The 21,353-nt window shown below is 64.1% G+C and carries 19 protein-coding genes and 3 tRNA genes; 19 read left to right on the top strand and 3 right to left on the bottom strand.

Going from position 1 to position 21,353, the window contains the following annotated elements:
* Window positions 1–202 precede the first annotated feature (202 nt).
* The gene (locus QC826_RS16650; RefSeq protein WP_279761629.1) at window positions 203–1,009 is read right to left on the bottom strand and encodes a 3-hydroxybutyrate dehydrogenase; all 807 of its coding nucleotides are present in this window, start codon (window positions 1,007–1,009) and stop codon (window positions 203–205) included.
* Window positions 1,010–1,178: 169 nt separating this feature from the next.
* Here QC826_RS16650 and QC826_RS16645 point away from each other — a divergent pair, with 169 nt between their 5' ends.
* The 3 genes from QC826_RS16645 to QC826_RS16635 all read left to right on the top strand — a co-directional run bounded on the left by QC826_RS16645 (window position 1,179) and on the right by QC826_RS16635 (window position 4,752).
* Window positions 1,179–2,060, top strand: coding sequence for an alpha/beta fold hydrolase (locus QC826_RS16645; protein ID WP_279761628.1), 882 nt, complete (start codon window positions 1,179–1,181; stop codon window positions 2,058–2,060).
* 87 nt (window positions 2,061–2,147) lie between these two features.
* Window positions 2,148–2,498 carry a RidA family protein gene (locus QC826_RS16640; protein WP_279761627.1) on the top strand — a complete coding sequence of 117 codons (351 nt, stop codon included), beginning with the start codon at window positions 2,148–2,150 and terminating at the stop codon, window positions 2,496–2,498.
* Window positions 2,499–2,505: 7 nt separating this feature from the next.
* Window positions 2,506–4,752: a bifunctional (p)ppGpp synthetase/guanosine-3',5'-bis(diphosphate) 3'-pyrophosphohydrolase gene (locus tag QC826_RS16635; RefSeq protein ID WP_279761626.1), complete on the top strand. Its 2,247-nt coding sequence runs from the start codon at window positions 2,506–2,508 to the stop codon at window positions 4,750–4,752.
* A gap of 21 nt (window positions 4,753–4,773) precedes the next feature.
* Here QC826_RS16635 and QC826_RS16630 read toward each other — a convergent pair whose 3' ends face one another.
* Complete coding sequence (locus tag QC826_RS16630; protein ID WP_279761625.1) at window positions 4,774–5,718, bottom strand: cation diffusion facilitator family transporter; 945 nt, start codon at window positions 5,716–5,718, stop codon at window positions 4,774–4,776.
* A gap of 283 nt (window positions 5,719–6,001) precedes the next feature.
* Between QC826_RS16630 and QC826_RS16625 the strand changes: the two genes are divergently transcribed.
* The 14 genes from QC826_RS16625 to QC826_RS16560 all read left to right on the top strand — a co-directional run bounded on the left by QC826_RS16625 (window position 6,002) and on the right by QC826_RS16560 (window position 18,073).
* Window positions 6,002–6,078, top strand: a tRNA-Val gene (locus tag QC826_RS16625).
* 66 nt (window positions 6,079–6,144) lie between these two features.
* Window positions 6,145–6,221, top strand: a tRNA-Val gene (locus tag QC826_RS16620).
* A gap of 67 nt (window positions 6,222–6,288) precedes the next feature.
* Window positions 6,289–6,365 (top strand) — tRNA-Val (locus QC826_RS16615).
* 206 nt (window positions 6,366–6,571) lie between these two features.
* A complete protein-coding gene (thrS, locus tag QC826_RS16610; RefSeq protein ID WP_093383777.1) occupies window positions 6,572–8,479 on the top strand; it encodes a threonine--tRNA ligase in 1,908 nt (635 codons plus the stop codon).
* Window positions 8,480–8,529: 50 nt separating this feature from the next.
* Window positions 8,530–9,051: a translation initiation factor IF-3 gene (infC, locus tag QC826_RS16605; RefSeq protein ID WP_093383774.1), complete on the top strand. Its 522-nt coding sequence runs from the start codon at window positions 8,530–8,532 to the stop codon at window positions 9,049–9,051.
* Between the two features lie 218 nt (window positions 9,052–9,269).
* On the top strand, window positions 9,270–9,467 hold the full coding sequence (gene rpmI, locus QC826_RS16600) for a 50S ribosomal protein L35 (protein ID WP_093384226.1): 198 nt from the start codon (window positions 9,270–9,272) through the stop codon (window positions 9,465–9,467).
* 26 nt (window positions 9,468–9,493) lie between these two features.
* Window positions 9,494–9,853, top strand: coding sequence for a 50S ribosomal protein L20 (gene rplT / locus QC826_RS16595; protein WP_093383772.1), 360 nt, complete (start codon window positions 9,494–9,496; stop codon window positions 9,851–9,853).
* Between the two features lie 98 nt (window positions 9,854–9,951).
* A complete protein-coding gene (gene pheS / locus QC826_RS16590) occupies window positions 9,952–10,971 on the top strand; it encodes a phenylalanine--tRNA ligase subunit alpha (protein WP_279761624.1) in 1,020 nt (339 codons plus the stop codon).
* Between the two features lie 78 nt (window positions 10,972–11,049).
* Window positions 11,050–13,476, top strand: a complete 2,427-nt coding sequence (gene pheT, locus QC826_RS16585) for a phenylalanine--tRNA ligase subunit beta (RefSeq protein ID WP_279761623.1) — start codon at window positions 11,050–11,052, stop codon at window positions 13,474–13,476.
* Between the two features lie 161 nt (window positions 13,477–13,637).
* A complete protein-coding gene (locus QC826_RS16580; protein ID WP_017875098.1) occupies window positions 13,638–13,985 on the top strand; it encodes an integration host factor subunit alpha in 348 nt (115 codons plus the stop codon).
* A 23-nt stretch (window positions 13,986–14,008) separates the two neighbouring features.
* Window positions 14,009–14,425, top strand: a complete 417-nt coding sequence (locus tag QC826_RS16575) for a MerR family transcriptional regulator (RefSeq protein ID WP_279761622.1) — start codon at window positions 14,009–14,011, stop codon at window positions 14,423–14,425.
* Window positions 14,426–14,612: 187 nt separating this feature from the next.
* Window positions 14,613–15,245 (top strand): response regulator transcription factor, encoded by a 633-nt coding sequence (locus QC826_RS16570; protein WP_093383762.1) that lies wholly within the window; start codon window positions 14,613–14,615, stop codon window positions 15,243–15,245.
* 224 nt (window positions 15,246–15,469) lie between these two features.
* The gene (locus QC826_RS16565) at window positions 15,470–16,132 is read left to right on the top strand and encodes a hypothetical protein (RefSeq protein ID WP_279761621.1); all 663 of its coding nucleotides are present in this window, start codon (window positions 15,470–15,472) and stop codon (window positions 16,130–16,132) included.
* A 417-nt stretch (window positions 16,133–16,549) separates the two neighbouring features.
* Entirely contained in the window at window positions 16,550–18,073 is a 1,524-nt protein-coding gene (locus tag QC826_RS16560) for a CHASE3 domain-containing protein (protein WP_279761620.1), read from the top strand.
* Here QC826_RS16560 and QC826_RS16555 read toward each other — a convergent pair.
* On the bottom strand, window positions 17,970–18,779 hold the full coding sequence (locus QC826_RS16555) for a Crp/Fnr family transcriptional regulator (RefSeq protein WP_279761619.1): 810 nt from the start codon (window positions 18,777–18,779) through the stop codon (window positions 17,970–17,972). The genes QC826_RS16560 and QC826_RS16555 overlap by 104 nt on opposite strands.
* Before the next feature lie 426 nt (window positions 18,780–19,205).
* Here QC826_RS16555 and QC826_RS16550 point away from each other — a divergent pair, with 426 nt between their 5' ends.
* Both QC826_RS16550 and QC826_RS16545 read left to right on the top strand, forming a co-directional pair.
* Window positions 19,206–19,880 carry a response regulator transcription factor gene (locus QC826_RS16550; protein WP_279761618.1) on the top strand — a complete coding sequence of 225 codons (675 nt, stop codon included), beginning with the start codon at window positions 19,206–19,208 and terminating at the stop codon, window positions 19,878–19,880.
* A complete protein-coding gene (locus tag QC826_RS16545) occupies window positions 19,873–21,294 on the top strand; it encodes a sensor histidine kinase (RefSeq protein ID WP_279761617.1) in 1,422 nt (473 codons plus the stop codon). The genes QC826_RS16550 and QC826_RS16545 overlap by 8 nt, the downstream gene beginning before the upstream one ends.
* Window positions 21,295–21,353 lie beyond the last annotated feature (59 nt).

Raw genomic sequence — 21,353 nt, 5'->3', positions numbered from 1 at the left:
AAAGCGGTGGAATATTTGAGGAGTTCATGATGAGTCAAGCCGCCAGATATCACCATTGTGGTTAACCGCAAATCACGGTTGGTGATATCTGCTCGTGGCGCACGGGCCACAGGCCGTGCAAGCCACAGGCAAAACCTAGGGTCAGACCCTCGGGGTCTGACCCTGGCTCTCTGCCTTAGGGTGGGTTGAGAGCCGACGGCGCCTACTGGGCGACCCAGCCGCCGTCCATGTTCCAGGCCACGCCGCGCACCTGTTTGGCGGCGTCGCTGCACAGGAACACCGCCAGCGCGCCCAGCTCCTCGGGCGTGACGAACTCGCCGGACGGTTGCTTGTCGGCCAGCAGGGCCTGCTTGGCGGCGTCGTTGCTGATGCCGTCCTTGCTGGCGCGCGCGTCGACCTGTTTTTGCACCAGCGGCGTCAGCACGAAGCCGGGGCAGATGGCGTTGACGGTGACGCCGGTGGTGGCCGTCTCCAGCGCGCCGACCTTGGTCAGGCCGATCAGGCCGTGCTTGGCCGCCACATAGGCCGACTTCTGCGCCGAGCCGACCAGGCCGTGGGTCGAGGCCAGGTTGATGATGCGGCCCCAGTTCTTCGCCCGCATGCGCGGCAGCACCAGGCGCGAGGTGTGGAAGGCCGAGGTCAGGTTGATGGCGATGATGGCATCCCATTTCTCGGTGGGGAAATCCTCGATGTTGGCGACGTATTGGATGCCGGCGTTGTTGACCAGCACGTCGACGCCGCCGAACTTGTCGTCGGCGAAGGCGATCATCGCCTCGATCTCGGCCGGCTTGGACATGTCGGCGTTGTGGTAGGCGGTTCGCACGCCGAATTCCTTGGCCACGTCGGTCTGCAGCTGCTCGATCTCGGCGGCGTCGCCGAAGCCGTTGAACAGGATGTTGGCGCCGCTGCCGGCCAGCGCGCGCGCCATGCCCAGGCCGATGCCCGAGGTGGAGCCGGTGACCAGTGCCGTTTTGCCGCTCAAAAGCTTGTCTGCGTTAGTGCTTGCCATGGTTTCCCCTGTGGTGAAAGATGTTGGGTTGGTGGTATGGGCGCCGCTGCGCTACACTGCGGTAAGATTTTAAGCGCAACGACCGGTAAAATGTCATCGCCGGCCAACATTACATAAAAATCCCCATGCGGTCATTTGGTGACGAATCCGCATCTGACAAGGAAGTGGCATGCTCGAAGCAAAAATTAAGTCGGTTCAGTGTTTGTCGATGGCTGGTCTGCACCAGATGGCGTACAAGGAATGGGGCGACGCCGACAATCCCAATGTGCTGGTCTGCGTGCACGGCGTGACCCGCGTCGCCGACGACTTCGACAGCATGGCGCGCGCCCTCGCCGCCGACTACCGCGTGGTCTGCCCCGACGTGGTCGGCCGTGGCCGTTCCGGCCGCCTGCGCAACCCCCAGCTCTACCGCATTCCGCAATACGTCGCCGACATGGTGACCTTGCTGGCGCGCGTGCTGGCCAACGGCGAGCGCCAGACGGTCGACTGGTTCGGCACCTCGATGGGCGGCCTGATCGGCCTGGGCATGGCGGCGCTGCCGGACAGCCCGGTCAGCAAGCTGGTCCTCAACGACATCGGCCCGGTGCTCGACCCGACGGCGCTGCAGCGCATCGGCGACTACATCGGCCAGGGCCTGCGCTTCCCCACCTTCGACGAGGCGGCCAAGTTCATCCGCGACGTGTCGCAACCGTTCGGCCCGCACAGCGAGGCCGAGTGGCACAAGCTGGCGGCCGACGTGCTGCGCCAGGACAAGGACGGCATGTGGGTGCGCCACTACGACATGGGCCTGGCCCAGCCGTTCCGCTCGGCCACGCCGGAGTCGGCCCAGGCCGACGAGGCGGCGCTGTGGAGCGCCTACGACGCCGTCACCTGCCCGACCCTGCTGGTGCGCGGCGCCGAGTCCGACCTGCTGTCGCGCGACACGGCGCTGGGCATGACCCGGCGCGGCCCGCGCGCCGAGCTGGTCGAGATCGCCGGCGTCGGCCACGCCCCCACCTTCATCCACGACGAGCAGATCGCCGTGGTGCGCAAGTTCCTGTTGAATAAATAGCCGCGCGGGCGCATCTGCCGGCATCCCCCGTTTTTCGCAGCACCGTATTCGCTTCACGTTTCAGAACCAAGATTGAGAGTAAAAAGCATGGAAATCAAACGACTGTATGTAGGCAAGCGCCTGTCCGAAGTGGCCATCCACAACAGCACGGTCTACCTGGCCGGCCAGATCGCCGAGGACACCACGCAGGACATCGCCGGCCAGACCCGCGAGGTGCTGGGCCACGTCGACCGCCTGCTGGCCGAGGCGGGCAGCGACAAGACCTGCATCCTCAGCTGCCAGATCTACATCGCCGACATGGCCCACTTCGCCGGCATGAACGAGGAGTGGGACGTGTGGGTGCCGAGCGGCCACACGCCGCCGCGCGCCACCGTCGAGGCCAGGCTGGCCGATCCGGCCGTGCTGGTCGAGATCGTCGTCGTCGCCGCGCAGCGCTAGGGGCGGTATGGTTTCCATCGCGGCGCTCAACAGCGCGACGTCGGACCAGCTGGTGCAGGGCCTCACGGCCGAGGACGGCGCGCGCGTGCTCGCCGCGCTCGACTACGCCAGCGAGGTCTACGGCACCACCCTCAGCGGCCACGGCCAAAGCGCCTTCGACTTTTCCGTCGGCGTGGCCAGCACGCTGGCCTTCCTGCGCTCAGACGCCGAGACCCGCATCGCCGGCCTGATGTTCGAGCTGACCCTGCTCGACCCGACCCAGGTGCCGACCATCGAGCCGCGCTTCGGCCAGGAGGTGTGCGACCTGGCCACCGGCGTGCGCCAGTTGATCCGCCTGCGCGAGCTGACCGTCGGCCAGCACGGCGGCGGCGGCCGTGGCCGCAACGCCGCCCAGCTGGCCGTGGCCCAGGTCGAAACGCTGCGCAAGATGCTGCTGGCGATGGCCTCGGACATGCGCGTGGTGCTGGTGCGCCTGGCCTCCTGCATCACCACCTTGCGCTTCTTCGCCGACAGCAAGCGCTTCGACGACGTCACCCGCGCCTACGGCCGCGAGACGCTGGACCTGTACGCGCCGCTGGCCAACCGCCTGGGCATCTGGCAGCTCAAGTGGGAGCTGGAGGACTTGTCGTTCCGCTTCATCGAGCCGGACGCCTACAAGCGCATCGCCAAGATGTTGGAGGAAAAGCGCATGATGCGCGAGGGCTTCGTCACCTCGGCCATCCTGCGCCTGCAGACCGAGATGGCGGCGGCCGGCATCCAGGCCGAGGTGTTCGGCCGGCCCAAGCACATCTACAGCATCTGGAGCAAGATGCGCGGCAAGGAGCTCGACTTCACCGACCTGTACGACGTGCGCGCCTTCCGCGTCATCGTCGCCGACGTCAAGACCTGCTACACGGTGCTCGGCGTGGTGCACAACATCTGGACGCCGATCCCGAAGGAGTTCGACGACTACATCTCGCGACCGAAACCGAACGGCTACCAGTCGCTGCACACGGTGGTGACGGCGGAGGACGGCCGGCCGCTGGAGGTGCAGATCCGCACCCAGGAAATGCACAGCTTCGCCGAGTACGGCGTGGCGGCGCACTGGCGCTACAAGGAGGAGGGCGGCTCCAACTTCTCCGGCCAAAAATACGACGAGAAGATCGCTTGGCTGCGCCAGCTGCTGGCCTGGAAATCCGACGTCGCCGACGCCGTCGTCGGCCAGGAGGACATCCAGCGCGAGTGGGTCGAGAAGCTCAAGTCGGCCGCCCTGGACGACCGCATCTTCGTGCTCACGCCGCAGGCCCGCGTGCTCGAACTGCCGGTCGGCGCCACGGCGGTCGACTTCGCCTACCATTTGCACAGCGACGTCGGCCACCGCTGCCGTGGCGCCCGCGTCGACGGCATCATGGTGCCGCTCAACACGCCGCTGAAGAACGGCCAGACCTGCGAGATCATCACCGCCAAGGGCGCGCCCGGCACCGCCGGCCCGTCGCGCGACTGGCTGGGCAACGACTACACGGTCAGCACCCGCACCCGTTCGAAGATCCGCGCCTGGTTCCACGCCATTGACATGCAGGAGACGCTGTCGAACGGCCGCGCCTTGGTGGAAAAATCGCTGCAGCGCGAGGGCAAGACCGCCGTCAACCTGGAGTCGCTGGCGCACAAGCTCGGCTTCGCCAAGGTCGACGACCTGTTCCTCTCGGTCGGCAAGGACGAGTTCAGCCTGCGCCACGTCGAGCAGGCGCTGCACGACACCGGCGAGGTGGCCGAGCCGGAGGACGCCGTCGTCCTCGGCAAGAGCCGCGCCTCCAGCGTCGAGCAGGGCGCCAAGTCCGGCGTGCTGGTGGTCGGCACCGACGGCCTGATGACGGCGCTGGCCAAGTGCTGCAAGCCGGCGCCGCCGGACGGCATCGTCGGCTTCGTCACGCGCGGCAAGGGCGTGTCGATCCACCGCACCACGTGCAAGAACTTCGCCGAGATGCGCAGCAAGGCGCCGGAGCGGGTCATCGTCACCGAGTGGGGCCGCGCGCAGTCGGACACGGTCTACCCGGTCGACATCTTCATCCTGGCGGGCGACCGCCAGGGCCTGCTGCGCGACATCTCGGAGATCTTCTCGCGCGAGAAGATCAACGTCATCGGCGTCAACACGCAGAGCGCCAAGGGACAGGCGCGCATGACCTTCACGGCGGAGATCGGCGCCACGGCGCAGCTGCAAAAAGCGCTGATGGCCATCACCGAGGTGAGCGGCGTGATGGAGGCGCGGCGCGCCTAGCGCCGCTGCGTGTGAAGTATCTCAATGGTGGGCGTGCGGCCGATGCTGCATGCCCGCCACTTCCGCCTGCAGGGTCACATGGTCGATGCCGTGGCGCGCCAGCAGCATCGCCTTGACGGCGGCCAGCACCTGCGGCCATTGCTGCAGCTCGGCGATCTCGATATGGCCGATCAAGGCCGGCTGGCCCGGCGACATATCCCACACGTGCAGATCGTGCACCGACAACACCCCGGCCACCTGTTCCAGGTCGGCGCCCACCTGCAAATAATCGATCTGCTGCGGCACGCCCTCCATCAGGAAGTGGTAGGACTCGCGCAGCACGCCGACCGTCGACTTCAAGATCAGCAGCGAGACGAGCAGCGACAACAGCGGATCGATCTGCATCCACCCCGTCAGATAGATCACGCCGCCGGCCAGCAGCGCCGCGACGGAGCCGAGCAGGTCGCCCATCACGTGTACCAGCGCGGCGCGGGTGTTCATGCTGTCTTTGTCGTGCGACAGCACCCAGGCCACCGCCACATTGATCGCCAGGCCGATCGCCGCCACCACGAATACCGTGCCGCCTTGCACCGAAGGCGGATGGCTGAAGCGTTGCACCGCCTCGACAACGATCCAGGCCACCACCGCCAGCATCGCCATGCCGTTGACGAAGGCGGCCAGCGCCTCGGCGCGGCCGAAGCCGAAGGAGTGGCGCGCCGACGGCGGCCGCTTGGCGATCAACTGCGCCAGCAGGGCCAGGCCGAGCGCGGCGGCGTCGGTCACCATGTGGCCGGCGTCGGAGATCAACGCCAGTGAATTCGACAGGAAGCCGGCCGCCACCTCGACCACGGCGAAACCGAGCGTCAACAGCAGCGCCCAGCCCAGCACCTTCTGGCTGCGCCGCTCGACGTAGTGGGCGTGCTTGGCGTCGCCGTCCAGGTGGGCGTGCAGATGGGTGGAGGAGGGCGTGGTGGATTTGGCGGACATGGTTGGATGGCGTCGAGTGGCGTTGTGTCTAGTGTAAGGGATGGTGCCGTCCCGGGCGCGTCCATGCCGTTAAGTTGGGCAAAAACCAGCGGCGAAAATCTAGGGTCAGACCCTGAGGGTCTGACCCTGGCTTTGCGCATCTGGGTGGTCCTAGCGCTCCAGACACCTCCCCCCCCTCGGCGCAGGGTTTGTTGCGGTGTTTTGCACGCGCAATGCTTTTCATCAATGTTTCCTATGAAAGCCCTTGTAATTGTCCGTTCGGCTCTCTATAATCTTGGGCTTCGGGCGGTTAGTTCAGCTGGTTAGAATACTTGGTCGACATCCAAGGGGTCGGGGATTCGAATTCCTCACCGCCCACCAGAACATGAAATACAGTAGTTGCAGGGGTAGTAGAAACAAGGCAGGCGCGGTACAATGCGCGGCACGGGGCGGTTAGTTCAGCTGGTTAGAATACTTGGTCGACATCCAAGGGGTCGGGGATTCGAATTCCTCACCGCCCACCAGAATTCGCGGTACGGTAACAGAGCAAGAGCAGTAAAAAACGCAGGTGCAGTCAAATGTGCAGGCCGAGGGCGGTTAGTTCAGCTGGTTAGAATACTTGGTCGACATCCAAGGGGTCGGGGATTCGAATTCCTCACCGCCCACCAGAATATATGTAAGAGCGAGAAAGGCAAAACCGGTTATGACACCGCGAACTACTACCAAGATTTGGGAGTGACGCTAGTCGATCGGATTTCCTTTGCTTGTCAAAAAGTGAGAAAACGCGGCTAGCCCGCGTTTTTTTTCGTCCGCATTTTCGTTGTTAATTTTTTTGTACCAATTACCCGGCGTCCGCGCCACTATGGAGATCACTATGCTTTCAGTCCGCCTTCCAGATGGTTCAGCCCGTGAGTTCGACGGCCCCGTCACCGTTGCGCAAGTGGCGGCCAGCATCGGCACCGGCCTGGCCAAGGCCGCCTTGGCCGGCAAGGTCGACGGCAAGTTGGTGGATACCTCCTTCCTGATCGAAAAAGATTCCGATCTGGCCATCATCACCGACAAGGACGCCGACGGCCTGGAAGTGATCCGCCACTCGACCGCCCACTTGCTGGCCCACGCCGTCAAGGAATTGTTCCCCGAGGCGCAGGTGACCATCGGCCCGGTGATCGAAAACGGTTTCTACTACGACTTCTCGTACAAGCGCCCGTTCACGCCGGACGACCTGGTGCTGATCGAAAAGAAAATGACCGAGCTGGCCAAGAAGGACGAGCAGGTCACTCGCAAGGTCTTGCCGCGCGACGAGGCCGTCGCCTACTTCAAGTCGATCGGCGAAGCCTACAAGGCCGAGATCATCGAATCGATCCCGGCCGACCAGGACGTCTCGCTGTACAGCGAAGGCAATTTCACCGACCTGTGCCGTGGCCCCCACGTGCCCTCGACCGGCAAGCTGAAAGTGTTCAAGCTGATGAAGCTGGCCGGCGCCTACTGGCGCGGCGACAACAAGAACGAGATGCTGCAGCGCGTCTACGGCACCGCCTGGGCCAAGAAGGAAGACCAGGAGCAATACCTGCACGTGCTGGAAGAGGCGGAAAAGCGCGACCACCGCAAGCTGGGCAAGCAACTCGACTTCTTCCACTTCCAGGACGAGGCGCCGGGCCTGGTGTTCTGGCATCCGAAGGGCTGGGCCATCTGGCAAGCCGTCGAGCAATACATGCGCAATAAATACCAGGTCAACGGCTACCAGGAGGTGAAGGCGCCGCAGATCCTCGACCGCACGCTGTGGGAGAAGACCGGCCACTGGGAGAACTACCGCGAGAACATGTTCTCCACCGAGTCGGAGAACCGCTCCTACGCGCTGAAGCCGATGAACTGTCCGGGCCACGTGCAGATCTACAACTCCGGCATGAAGAGCTACCGCGACCTGCCGCTGCGCTTCGGCGAATTCGGCCAGTGCCACCGCAACGAGCCGTCCGGCGCGCTGCACGGCATCATGCGCGTGCGCGGCTTCACCCAGGACGACGGCCACATCTTCTGCACCGAAGAGCAGGTCGAGTCCGAGGTGACCGCCTTCCATGCCCAGGCGATGGAGGTGTACGACGATTTCGGCTTCGAGAACATCGACGTCAAGCTGGCGCTGCGCCCGGACAACCGCATCGGCTCCGACGAGGTGTGGGACATGGCCGAGGAATCGCTGCGCTCGGCGCTGCGCGCCTGCGGCGTCAGCTGGACCGAGCTGCCGGGCGAGGGCGCCTTCTACGGCCCCAAGATCGAGTACCACCTGAAGGATTCGCTGGGCCGCCCATGGCAGGTCGGCACGATGCAGGTCGACTTCTCGATGCCGGGCCGGCTGGGCGCCGAGTATGTGGCGATCGACAACAGCCGCAAGGTGCCGGTCATGCTGCACCGCGCCATCGTCGGCTCGCTCGAGCGCTTCATCGGCATCCTGATCGAGAACCACGCCGGCGCCTTGCCGATGTGGTTGGCGCCGATCCAGATCTCGGTGTTGAACATCTCCGACGCGCAGGCGGAATATGTGCAGAAAGTGGCGCAAAAGCTGCGCCAATGCGGGTTCCGCGTGCAGACCGATTTGCGCAACGAGAAGATAACGTATAAAATACGCGAACATTCCGTACAAAAACTGCCCTACATTTTGGTGGTGGGCGACAAAGAACGGGATGCCAACACCGTGGCCGTGCGGGCACGGGGCAATGTCGATCTGGGCGTAATGTCCATCGAGGCCCTGGTGGAACGACTCCAACAAGACGTCGCAAACAAAGCCTGACGAGGTGACTCGCAGCATGGCCGATCAATCAGATTTTTAAAGGAAACACCATAGCTACTGACAAGTCGCATCGCATCAATGGCGAAATCACTGCCCCTGAAATGCGTTTAAGTGGGGTCGATAACGAGGCTCTCGGTATCGTGACTTTGGCCGAAGCCTTCCGCCTGGCGGAAGAGGCAAACGTCGACCTGGTGGAAATCGCGCCTACCGCGCAGCCACCGGTTTGCCGTTTGATGGACTACGGCAAATTCAAGTATTCGGAGCAGAAGAAGGCTCACGAAGCGAAATTGAAGCAGAAGATCATCGCCGTGAAGGAAGTCAAATTCCGTCCGGGCACCGATGACGGCGACTACAATATCAAGCTGCGTAACCTCATCAAGTTCCTCGATGAAGGCGACAAAACCAAAATCACGCTGCGTTTCCGCGGCCGTGAGATGGCGCACCAGGATATTGGTTTCCGCATGCTGGAACGTCTGAAGGCCGACCTGGAGCCGTACGGCCAGGTCGAGCAGTTCCCGAAGATGGAAGGCCGCCAGATGATCATGGTCCTGTCTCCCAAGAAGAAAAAGTAAGCCGTACCAGCTGTGAACTGTCGGGCTGGGCGCCGATCTTGGCGCCCGCCGCTTTTCCAGTGCAGAATTGCGGCAGTTGGTCTATAATGGCCGGCTGTTGCACTGTGGCGGACTCGCATCCGCTGCAAAACATGTGAAAGCAGGCATCTAAGCGCGACGTCGTGTTGCCACCTGCAATCCTGTTATAAATGGAGCTGTCCGTAAAAGGACAGATTGCTATGCCTAAAATGAAAACCAAAAGCTCCGCGAAAAAACGTTTTCGCGTGCGTCCGGGTGGTACTGTTAAGAGTGGTCACGCTTTCAAGCGCCACATTCTGACCAAGAAGACCACCAAGTCGAAGCGCCACCTGCGCGGTATCACGAACGTTGATGCGGCTGACGTGAAATCCGTCATGCGCATGATGCCAACCGCTTAATCTCACACTCAATTTAAGGAGTTACTATGCCTAGAGTAAAACGTGGGGTTACAGCTCGTGCCCGTCATAAAAAAATCTTAAACATGGCCAAGGGTTACCGCGGTCGTCGCAGCAAGGTATACCGTGTTGCCAAGCAAGCAGTCATGCGCGCTGGCCAATACGCTTACCGCGACCGTCGTAACAAGAAGCGCGTCTTCCGCCGCCTGTGGATCGCTCGTATCAACGCCGCTTCCCGTGAGCATGGCGTGACGTACAGCGTGTTCATGAACGGTCTGAAAAAAGCTTCGATCGAACTGGACCGTAAAGTCCTGGCCGATATGGCAGTGATGGACAAGCCAGCGTTCGCTGCGATTGTCAACGCTGTGAAAGCAAAAATCGCTGCGTAAGCATTGATTTTGTCAGCGCCGCCTTCGGGTGGTGACTAAAAGAACGGGGCAGAGGTGTATACCTGTGCCCCGTTTTTGATTGAGGAAAACAAAAACGCATGGACTCCCTGGAACAACTCGTCGCCTCCGCAGTGCAGGACTTCATGGCCGCGCAAGATGACGCCGCCGCACTGGAAAACGCCAAAGCCAAATACCTGGGCAAGACCGGCCAGATCACCGAATTGATGAAGGGTCTGGGCAAGCTCGACCCGGAACAGCGCAAGGCGCAGGGCGCCCTGATCAATGCCGCCAAAGGGCGGATCGAAGCGGCGTTGACGGCCCGGCGCGACGCGCTGGCCGACGCCCAGATGCAAACCCGTTTGAACGCCGAGGCGATCGACGTCTCGCTGCCAGGCCGCGGCCGCGCCGGCGGCGGACTGCACCCGGTGATGCGCACCTGGGAGCGGGTCGAAGAGATCTTCCGCTCGATCGGTTTCGACGTGGCCGACGGCCCCGAAATCGAGAACGACTGGACCAACTTCACGGCGCTCAACAGCCCGGAAAACCATCCCGCCCGTTCGATGCAGGACACCTTCTACATCGAGGGCAACGACAGCGAAGGCAAGCCGCTGCTGCTGCGCACCCACACCAGCCCGATGCAGGTGCGCTACGCGCGCAGCCACACGCCGCCGATCAAGGTGATCGCGCCCGGCCGCACCTACCGCGTCGACAGCGACGCCACCCACTCGCCGATGTTCCACCAGGTCGAGGGCCTGTGGATCGCCGAGGACATCAGCTTCGCCGACCTGAAGGGCGTCTACCTGAACTTCGTCAAGGCCTTCTTCGAGACCGACGACCTGCAGGTGCGCTTCCGCCCGTCCTACTTCCCGTTCACCGAACCGTCGGCCGAGATCGACATCGCCTTCGGCTCCGGTCCGCTCAAGGGGCGCTGGCTGGAAGTGTCCGGCTCCGGCCAGGTGCACCCTAACGTGGTGCGCAACTTCGGCCTCGACCCCGAGCGCTTCATCGGTTTCGCCTTCGGCTCCGGCCTCGAGCGGCTGACCATGCTGCGCTACGGCATCAGCGACCTGCGCCTGTTCTACGAGGGCGACCTGCGCTTCCTGAAGCAGTTCAACTAAAAAACGGTTTACCCCGTTTCTACAATCGCGGTCGAGCGCCACGCGCTCCCGCCTTGGACAATCTTTGAAGGCTTGATTATGCAATTTTCCGAAAACTGGCTCCGTACCATGGTCGATCCGAAGATGACTTCGGACGAGCTGGCCCACCTGCTGACGATGTCCGGCCTCGAGGTCGAAGAGGTCGAAGCGGTCGCGCCGCCATTTTCCAACGTCGTCGTCGGCCTGGTGCGCGAGATGAACAAGCATCCCAACGCCGACCGCCTGAACGTGTGCCAGGTCGACGTCGGCACCGGCACCCTGCTCAACATCGTCTGCGGCGCGCCCAACGTGCGCCCGGGCCTGAGGGTGGTCTGCGCCATGGCCGGCGCCATCCTGCCGCCCGGCGCCGACGGCAAGCCGTTCGAGATCAAGGTCGGCCAGCTGCGCGGCGTCGAGTCGCAGGGCATGCTGTGCTCGGCGCGCGAGCTCAAGCTGTCGGAAGAGAACGCCGGCCTGCTGGAACTGCCGGACGACGCCCCCGTCGGCCAGAACTTCCGCGACTACTACGCCCTCAACGACCTCAAATTCACCATCAAGCTGACGCCGAACAAGGCCGACTGCCTGTCCGTGCTGGGCGTGGCGCGCGAAGTGTCGGCGCTGACCGGCACCCCGCTGCAGCAGCCGCAGTACCGCACCGTGGCCGTCAACAGCGCCGAGGTGCTGCCGGTCAAGGTGTCGGCGCCCGACCTGTGCGGCCGCTTCTCCGGCCGCGTCATCCGCAACCTGAACGCCCGCGCGGCCACGCCGGACTGGATGAAGCAGCGCCTCGAGCGCAGCGGCCAGCGTCCGCTGTCGGCCCTGGTCGACATCTCCAACTACGTCATGCTCGAGCTGGGCCGTCCCAGCCACGTGTTCGACCTGGCGAAGATCCACGGCGGCCTGAACGTACGTTGGGGCAAGGCCGGCGAATCGCTGAAGCTGCTGAACGGCAACACCGTCGCCGTCGACGACTGGGTCGGCGTGATCTCCGACGACAAGGAAATCGAGTCGCTGGCCGGCATCATGGGTGGCGATTCCACCGCCGTCTCGCTCGATACCGACAGCATCTACCTGGAAGCCGCGTTCTGGTGGCCCAGCGCCATCCAGGGCCGCGCCCGCCGTTTCAACTTCTCGACCGACGCGGCGCACCGCTTCGAGCGCGGCGTCGACTACGCCACCACGGTCGAGCACATCGAACGCATCACCGCGCTGATCATCGAGATCTGCGGCACGCCGCAGACCCAGGTCGGCCCGGTCGACGACCACGTCGTCAACCTGCCGCAGCGCGCGCCGGTCAAGCTGCGCACCGCGCGCGCCCAAAAGGTCATCGGCGTGGTGCTGAGCGACGCCGTCATCGCCGACATCTTCACCCGCCTGGCGCTGCCGTTCACGCTGGAGGACGGCGTGTTCTCGGTGACCGCGCCGAGCTACCGCTTCGACATCGAGATCGAGGAAGACCTGATCGAGGAGGTGGCCCGCGTCTACGGCTTCGAGAACATCCCGACGGTGGCCCCGGTGGCCGCCAACAGCATGATCATCGCGCCGGAAAACACCCGTTCGCTGTTCGCCGTGCGCCACCAGCTGGCCGACCTGGGCTTCCAGGAAGTGGTCAACATGAGCTTCGTCGAGGCCGCCTGGGAACAGGACTTCGCCGACAACGCCAGCCCGATCAAGCTGCAGAACCCGATCGCCAGCCAGATGGGCGTGATGCGTTCGACCCTGGTCGGCAGCCTGCTGGCCAATGTGCGCTACAACCTGAACCGCAAGACCAACCGCGTCCGCGTGTTCGAGATCGGCGCCATCTACCAGCGCGACGCGAGCGTGCCGGACGGCCCGCTGAGCGTGGCCGGCTACCACCAGCCCAAGCGCGTCGCCGCGATGGCCTACGGCGGCGTGGCCGACGAGCAATGGGGCCAGGCCGCGCGCAACGTCGACTTCTTCGACCTGAAGGCCGACCTGGAGGCGCTGTTCGCGCCGCGCCAGCTGCGCTTCGTCAAGACCGCGCACCCGGCGCTGCACCCGGGCCGCTCGGCCAGCGTCGAGCTCGACGGCAAGGCCATCGGCTTCATCGGCGAGCTGCACCCGCGCTGGCAGCAGAAATACGACCTGCCGCTGGCGCCGGTCGTGTTCGAGGTCGATGCCATTGCCACGCAGCAACGAATCGTGCCAAAATACGAGGAGATCTCCAAGTTCCCCGGCGCCACCCGCGACATGGCGGTGGTGCTCAAGCAGAGCGTGCCGGCGCAGGCCTTGCTGGACGTGTTCCATGCCGCAGTGCAATCGAATCCGCAAGGCAAGATTGTGCAAGCCATTGTTTTGTTTGATGAATATCGGGGCAAAGGCTTGGAGGCGGACGAGAAATCACTTGCTTTCCGCTTTAGCTTGCAAGATACTCAAAACACCTTGCAGGACGATGTCGTCGACCTCGTGATGGCCGCTTTGGCCGACGCGACCAAGCAGATCGACGGCGCCAAACTGCGCTCCTGAGCAACGCCCCGGCGTTCGCAGGGGGCAACTTAGGCAACACACGGGAGTCCGGCGCGGCCGGACTCGCTCGTTCTTAGAGAAGGCAGGGCAGGAAAATTAATAACAACGACGTTGATTCCGCCGTACTCCAATCCGCCCTGGCCGCCGATTTGCATCGCGCCATGTTGGTGGCCAAGGTACGCCAGGAAGCGGAAAAAGATTTGCCGACGCTCACCAAGGCCGAGCTGGCCGAGCTGTTGTTCGAACAGGTCGGCTTGAACAAGCGCGAGGCGAAGGACATGGTCGAGACCTTCTTCGACGAGATCCGCAACGCGCTCGAGCGCGGCGAGGCGGTCAAGCTGTCCGGCTTCGGCAACTTCCAGCTGCGCGACAAGCCGCAGCGGCCCGGCCGCAACCCCAAAACCGGCGAGGAGATCCCCATCACGGCGCGCCGCGTGGTGACCTTCCACGCCAGCCAGAAGTTGAAGGGCATGGTCGAAGAGACCAATCCGCTGGCACGCGCAGCCTGAGCCTGACTGGGACATGACCCGTGATGAATGATCGCATCGGTAAAACCGAACTCGTCGTACTGCCGCCGATACCGGCCAAGCGCTATTTCACGATCGGGGAGGTGAGCGAGTTGTGCGGCGTGAAGCCGCATGTGCTGCGTTACTGGGAGCAGGAGTTCACCCAGCTCAAGCCGGTCAAGCGGCGCGGCAACCGGCGCTACTACCAGCACCACGAGGTGCTGCTGATCCGCCGCATCCGCGAGCTGCTGTACGAGCAGGGTTTCACCATCAGCGGGGCGCGGAATAAACTCGACAGTCGTGCGTACGATCCGGCGCAAGCGGAGTATGATGGGGCGGCTGGCGCGGACGGCGCGGCACTGCAGGCCGAGCCGGCCTTGCCGCCGCTCGACCGCGAGCTGATCCGCAGCGAACTGCTGGCGATACTCAGCCTGCTCAAGTAGCGGCGGCGGTGCCATGGAAGGCGCGCTGGGCGCCTTTTTTTTCGTCCGTCGGGGCGGGTGGATTGAGAAATATCCGCTGTTATAATACGAATGTTGATAATTTGTTATTCAAAAATGCATACGCTGATGCAGGACGGCGTGAAGTCCCGGTCTGCTTTCCCATGCCAGGAAAATACGAGGGAAAACGATGATACGCGTTGCTATATGTGACGACCACCAGATAGTCCGAGCCGGATTCAAACAGATCTTCTCCGCCGAGGGCGACTTCGACGTGGTGGCCGAGGCCGGCACGGGGCGGGAGGCGCTCGACATCGCCCGTCGCGAGATCTGCGACGTGCTGCTGCTCGACATCGCCATGCCCGACCAGAGCGGCATCGACACCCTGCGCACCATCCGCCAGGGCCAGCCGGACCTGCCGGTGCTGATCCTGTCCGGCTATCCGGCCCAGCAGTACGCCTTGAACCTGTTCAAGATGGGCGCCAACGGCTACCTGAACAAGGAGTGCGAGGCCGACGAGCTGATCACCGCCGTGCGCACCATCTACCAGGGCCGCCGCTACGTCAGCTCGACGGTGGGCGAGTTGCTGGCGCAGAGCTTCGACCGCGACCCCAACACGGCGCTGCACACCGAGCTGTCGGACCGCGAGTTCCAGGTCTTCCTGCGCCTGGCGCGCGGCGCCACCGTGTCCGACATCGGCGTCGCCCTGTCGCTGAGCATCAAGACGGTCAGCACCTACCGCACCCGCGTGATGGAGAAGATGGGCCTGCAGTCGAACAGCGACCTGACCTATTACGCCATGAAGAACAACCTGCTCGACTAGATTTTCTTGTCCAAGGCTCGGCGCCAGCATCTGAGCCCGCGTCCGGCGTGGCCATGAGACGTGTATATCCTCTGATCTTTAGCAAGCCGGCGCGACAGTGTCGCGCCGGACCCGCGCCGGTCGACCCAGCGTAACGGGTTATAGTCTAAGCGAACGCCTCCCTAAGTAGCTTATTCCATTTCGGCACGAGCGATGGGAAACTGCGTGCTCGGGAGGGTAGCGACTTGGATAAAGTCTATCGCGAGTGGTTCGATGCTGAGACCGTGACGGTTCACATCGCACCTGAGTACCAGGTGGGATTCTTGACGCGTCGTGAAGTCGTTGAGTTGACCGGTGCACCGAAGAACAGCACGGTGTTGCTCTCGACTGGCGGCAAGGGAATTGAGTTTCGTGTCGCCAACCCGATCTTCGCGGAAGACATGTTCCGGTATTTGGTTCAAAATCAAAGCGGCGAGTATGAGTTCTATTTACTGAACGCTGGGTTAGTTCTAAAGAGCGAGTTCTCGCAGCGGGGTATAGGGCCCCGTTGCGTCATCAAGGAAATATTCGCCGCCAAGAGGCTGGCAAGCGGGCTTCCAATTGTCAGCGTGGAGGTCTCCGCTGTGGGGAATCATGCATCCGCGCAACTGGCGGACGATCCGATGCGCGGCTACTATGTGTGGGCCACGATGGGGTTTGACGGGAAAATTCCTGAGCAGGTACGGCCCCGCTTGGCCGAGAAATTCCAAGGATGCGTGCTTGTCAGCGATCTGATGTTGAGTTTTGAGGGGAGGCAAGAATGGTTTCAATGTGGAGAATCGGTCGACTTGTCTTTCAGACTCGCCGACGCCTCGGCTAGTTGGCGAGTGCTCAAGCAATACATGTTGGCGAAGGAGATTGAATTGTGAAAAGAAATCTTTTGCAAGTCCTGCTAAAAAATACGGTGCCAGTGTCGCGCGAGGAGTTTAAACAGTATATTGAGCTTCGGCACGGTGGCGTCGTGCGCGAAAATGCCAGTGCCGATCTCACGGCCTTGGATTCGGCGGGCCTGGCGGCACTCGAGGCTGATGCGAAAAAAAGCCAGCAAGCTATCTCGAAGAGCGTCAAGCCAAAAATGGCCTCGGGTTCCGCCATGTCGTCGAATTCTGCTGGGACAAGTCCGCCGCCAAGCGAGAAGGTTGTTGCCGGGGCAAGCCCCCCCAAAAACGCATGGCGGGGCGCGCACGGTAGGGCTGCTGCGGCGCAGCAGTTTGTCTTACGGTCTATAATTGGCCGGCGCGGCCTCTCTCAGCAGGCCGCCCACTCTAGCCAAGGATGTATTCCGGATGTATTTCACCGTCGAACAGGCGCCCCAGCACCGTCTCCCCCTGTACAAGACCGTCTTGTGTATCACCTGCGCCTTGATCCTGATCGTCAACGGCCTCAGTCTGTTCCACAATCTGCAATCGCTGAAGGGCGCCAACTTCCTGCTGAGCCAAAGCTCGCGCGTGGCCGACCGCCTGCAATACCTGAACGTGCTGGTGCTCGACGCCGAAAGCAGCATGCGCGGCTACTTCATCTCCGGCAAGGATTCCTATCTGGGGCCGACCAGGACGGCCGTCGCCGCCACCGAGGCCGAGTTCAAGGAACTCGAACGCCTGCTGGCCGACAGCCCGTCGCAACTGAAGAACCTGGCCCAGCTGCACACCCTGGTGCGGCGCAAGCTGACGATCATGGGGCAGGGGCTGGACGTCTACCGCGAGGGCGGCCTGAGCGAGATCGTCAAGATCGCCACGCTCAGCGACGGCCGCTCCAGCATGGACGAGATCCGCCTGCTGGTGGTGATCATGGTGCAGGAGCAGAACGAAACCCTGGCCGCGCGCAGCGCCGCCTTCTATTACGAGTATCAAAAAGCCGTGATGTTGGGCATGGGCATCAACGCCATCGCCATCATGGTGTTGATCATGTTCTACCAGCTGGTGCGGCGCAGTTTCCAGAACCGCGCGGCGGTCGAGCACGCGCTGCAAAGCGCCAACGAGAACCTGGAGTCGACCGTGGCGCAGCGCACCGAGCAGTTATCGGTGCTGTCGCGCCATTTGATCAGCATCAGCGAGGAGGAGAAGGTGCGCCTGTCGCGCGAACTGCACGACGAAATGGGCGCCAATTTGACCTCGATCAGCATGGACATCGCCGCCGTCACCCAGCGCCTGCAGAAGATCGAGCCCGAGCTGGCGGTGCAACTCAAGCGCGCCCGCGCCACGCTGGTCGAAACGGTGGAGATGAAGCGGCGCATCGTCGAGAACCTGCGCCCCAGCCTGCTCGACAACCTCGGCCTGTGCGCCGCCATCGAAAGCTATTGCGACGAGTTCAGCCGGCTGGCCGAGGTGCGTTGCGACACCGACATCGCCGCCGAAGTCGAAAACGAGGCGGGCCGCTCGGGCGACCTGTCGATCGCGCTGTTCCGCATCGTCCAGGAATCGCTGACCAACATCCGCAAATACGCCAAGGCTAGCAAGGTCACCGTCAGCCTGTGCCGCAGCGCCGAGGGGCTGGTGCTGCGGGTGATCGACGACGGCGTCGGCATCGCCTCCAACACCATCGTCAAGCCGATGTCGCACGGCCTGCTGGGCATGCGCGAGCGCGCCTTGCTGCTGGGCGGCAGCATGACGATACGCCGTGGCCGCAACGAAACCGGCACTTGCATCGAGGTGCATATTCCCTTGCGCGGCCCGCTGGTCACCGTGGTGGACGGACCGCGCCAGGATCTTAACAGCGTGCCACATCCACTAGCAGACGGTCATATTCCGTCTTCGCCACCTTGTAGCACTCTCCCGCATACAGCTCCAGACCTTGGCGGTCCAACACCGTGATGTTGCCGCGACGGTAGGTGATCAGGCCGTCGTCCTGCAGTTTGCCGGCGGCGGCGGTGATGCTTTCGCGGCGCACGCCGAGCATGATGGAGATCATCTCCTGGGTCACCTTCAGCTCGTTCGACGGCGAGCGGTCGAGGCGGTCGAGCAGCCAGCGGCACAGTTTTTGTTCGATCGAGCTGTGGCGGCCGCCGACGGCGTTCTGCGCCATCTGGGCGAACAGCGCCGTGTTGTAGCGCATCAGCAACTGGGGCAGGGCGCCGCCCTGGTTGAAGGCGTCGCGCAGATGCTGGGCCTTCAGGCGGTAGCCGTAGCCGGCGCTCTGCACCACGGCGCTGCACATGGCGCGCTCGCCGGCGAACAGCGACACGCCGACCACACCCTCGTGGCCGACCACGGCGATCTCGGTGGTGGCGCCGTCCTCCATCACGTACAGCAGCGAGACGATGGCGGTGGTGGGGAAGTAGACGTTCTCCAGCTTGTCGCCGAACTCGAACAGCTCCTTGCCGAAGGGCAGGGCGACCAGTTCCAGGTGTTCGAACAAGGACTCCAGCGCTGCGCGCGGCAGGGCCGCCAGCAATTCGTTCTGCTGGGCGCCGCTGTAGCTGACAACCGGCCGGGACGCAACTTTGTATTCGCGGGAACCAACAGGCATGGTCTTCGACAGCGACTGCTTGGTTTTGGCGCTCAGTTGAGTATTGTTCATTTTATTCCTCACAGACTTTGAATACGGGGTGACGACGCGGACCGGACGCAGGGTTCGGGTGGGCTTCTGTTCTCGCCTCACTTAGCGTGTCGTGTTGTTGTCACTTTAACGATCTATGTCGCTGGCGAACATAAGACGAGTAGTCGCACTCATGTAGGCTCTCAACAGGGTGTTTTGTAAGCCTAGTCCTACTTGCATGATGATCGCCACTGCGCGCCGCCCGTTTCCGCTTGCCTTGGATTTTCTACGGTGCAATACTTGACCCTGGCGCGCGGCTATTGGACGCGGCGCGACCTGCCGCATAATGGAGCGCTGCGGGGCCGCCGTGGCCGCGCGCGGCCCAGTCGTACGCGGCCCGGCCTTACTTGGCCCGGGTTGACGCGGCCCGGCCTGGCGTGGCCCGGCCTGTTAGCAAGGGAATCGAGCATGCATGTACTGGTGGTGGAGGACGACGCCGTGCTGGCCGACGGCCTGGCCCGCGTGCTGGGCGGCCACGGCATGCTGGTCGAGGTGGTCGGCAACGGCAGCCAGGCCGACGCCCTGTTGCAGCGCGGCGCCGCCGCCGAGGTGCTGGTGCTCGACATCGGCCTGCCCGGCATCGACGGCTTCGAGGTGGTGCGCCGCCTGCGCGCGCGCGCCAGCGCCATCCCCATCCTGCTGCTGACGGCGCGCGACGCCATCGAGGACCGCGTGCGGGCCGAACTGGGCGCCGACGACTACCTGGTCAAACCCTTCGCCACGGCCGAGCTGGTGGCGCGGATACGCGCGCTGGCACGCCGCCACGGCCCCAAGCCCAGCTTGCTGGCGCTGGGCGCATTGACGCTGGACACCGCGGCCAAACGGGCCCGGGTCGGCGAGCGTGTCATCGAACTGTCGGCGCGCGAGTGGGCGGTGCTGGAGTACCTGCTGCAACACGCCGCGCGGGTGGTCTCCAAGCAGCAGATCATCGACGCCATCCTGCCCTGGGGCGACGACCTGACGCTCAACGCCGTCGAAGTCTACATTTCGCGGGTGCGCCTGAAGATCGCCGACGCCGGCGTCAGCATCCGCACCATACGCGGCTTCGGCTACATGCTCGAACAAAACGCCGACCATGCCTAGCATCCGGCTGCGCCTGCTCAAACGCCTGATCGGGCCCATCCTGCTGATCAACCTGGCCGGCGGCGCGCTGACCTATCTGTTGGCCTGGATGCCGGCCCAGCTGGCCTTCGACGAAAGCCTGGCCGACGCCGCCGGCGCGTTGGCGGCGCGGCTGGGCCGGCAGGGCGCCGGTTGGCAGATCGACTTGCCGCGCCAGGCCGAGCAGGTGCTGCGCAACGACGCCGCCGACGCCGTCTACTTCGTCGTGCGCGACGGCAGCGGCGGCGTGATCGCCGGCGACGCCGACTTCCCGCCATTCGCCGCCAGCGCACCGGCCGGCGCCACACCCGCCGCCGCCGCCGCCGCCACCACCACGGCACCAGCCGCCGGACCTGCAGGCGCGCCGGCGCGCGCGGCGCAGGCCTACGACGGCATGATGCGCGGCGAACCGGTGCGCCTGCTGGTGCAGCGCGTGGAGCGCGACGGCGCCGGCGCCGGCATCGGCGTGGCCAAGACGCTGCGCAAGCGGCTGCAGGTGCGCCAGGCCATCGTGCGCGCGCTGGTGTTGTTGGAGGCCTTGCTGACGCTGGCCTCGGTCGGCCTGGTTTGGTTCTCCGTCACCAACGGCCTGCTGCCGCTGAAACGCATGGGCGCCGACTTGAACGCGCGCGGCGGCGACGACCTGGCGCCGATAACCCAGGCCGCCGTGCCGCACGAGTTGGAACCGGTGGTGGCCGCCCTCAACGGCCTGCTCGACAAGGTCGGCGCCGGCGCCCAGGCGCAGCACGACTTCCTGGCCAACGTGGCGCACCAGCTGCGCACGCCGCTGGCCGGTTTGCGCACCCAGTTGGAGTGGCTGGCGCAGCGCCACGACGAGCCGGACACGGCCCAGTCGATCCGCCTGATGCTGTCGTCGACCGAGCGCATGATACGCCAGACCAAGCAGCTGCTGGCGCTGGCGCGCGCCGAGCCGAGCCGCTTCGCCAAGACGCGGCTCGAGCCGCTGGCGTTGGAGTCTCTGGTGGAGGAGGCGATCCAGCATTTCGTCGACCAGGCCGCGTTGAAACACATCGACCTGGGCTTCGAGCTGCTGCCGACGCAGGTGCGCGGCGACCGTTTTTTGTTGCGCGACCTGGTCGACAACCTGATCGACAACGCCATCCGCTACACGCCGCCGCACGGCACGGTGACGGTGGGCTGCCGCCCGGACGGCGCCGGCGGCGTGCTGTTGGTGGAGGATTCCGGCCCCGGCATCGCGCCCGACCAGCGCGAGCTGGTGTTCAGCCGCTTCCTGCGGCTCGACGAGAAGAGCAGCGGCAGCGGCCTGGGCTTGGCCATCGTGCGCGACATCGCGCAGGCGCACGGCGCCAGCATCGCCATCGACAGCGGCCACGGCGGCCGGGGCGCCTTGTTCTCGGTGCGCTTCCCGGCCTGAGCCGCCGAGGCGGCGGCGCCGGCTCGGCATGGCCCGGCGAGGTTCGGCGAGGTTCGGCG

The organism is Rugamonas sp. DEMB1, assembly GCF_029834475.1.
In the GTDB taxonomy this organism is placed as follows: Bacteria; Pseudomonadota; Gammaproteobacteria; order Burkholderiales; family Burkholderiaceae_D; genus Rugamonas; species Rugamonas rubra.
The sequence above is the reverse complement of the archived record's forward strand: the minus strand, read 5'-3'. Positions and strand labels throughout refer to the sequence as shown.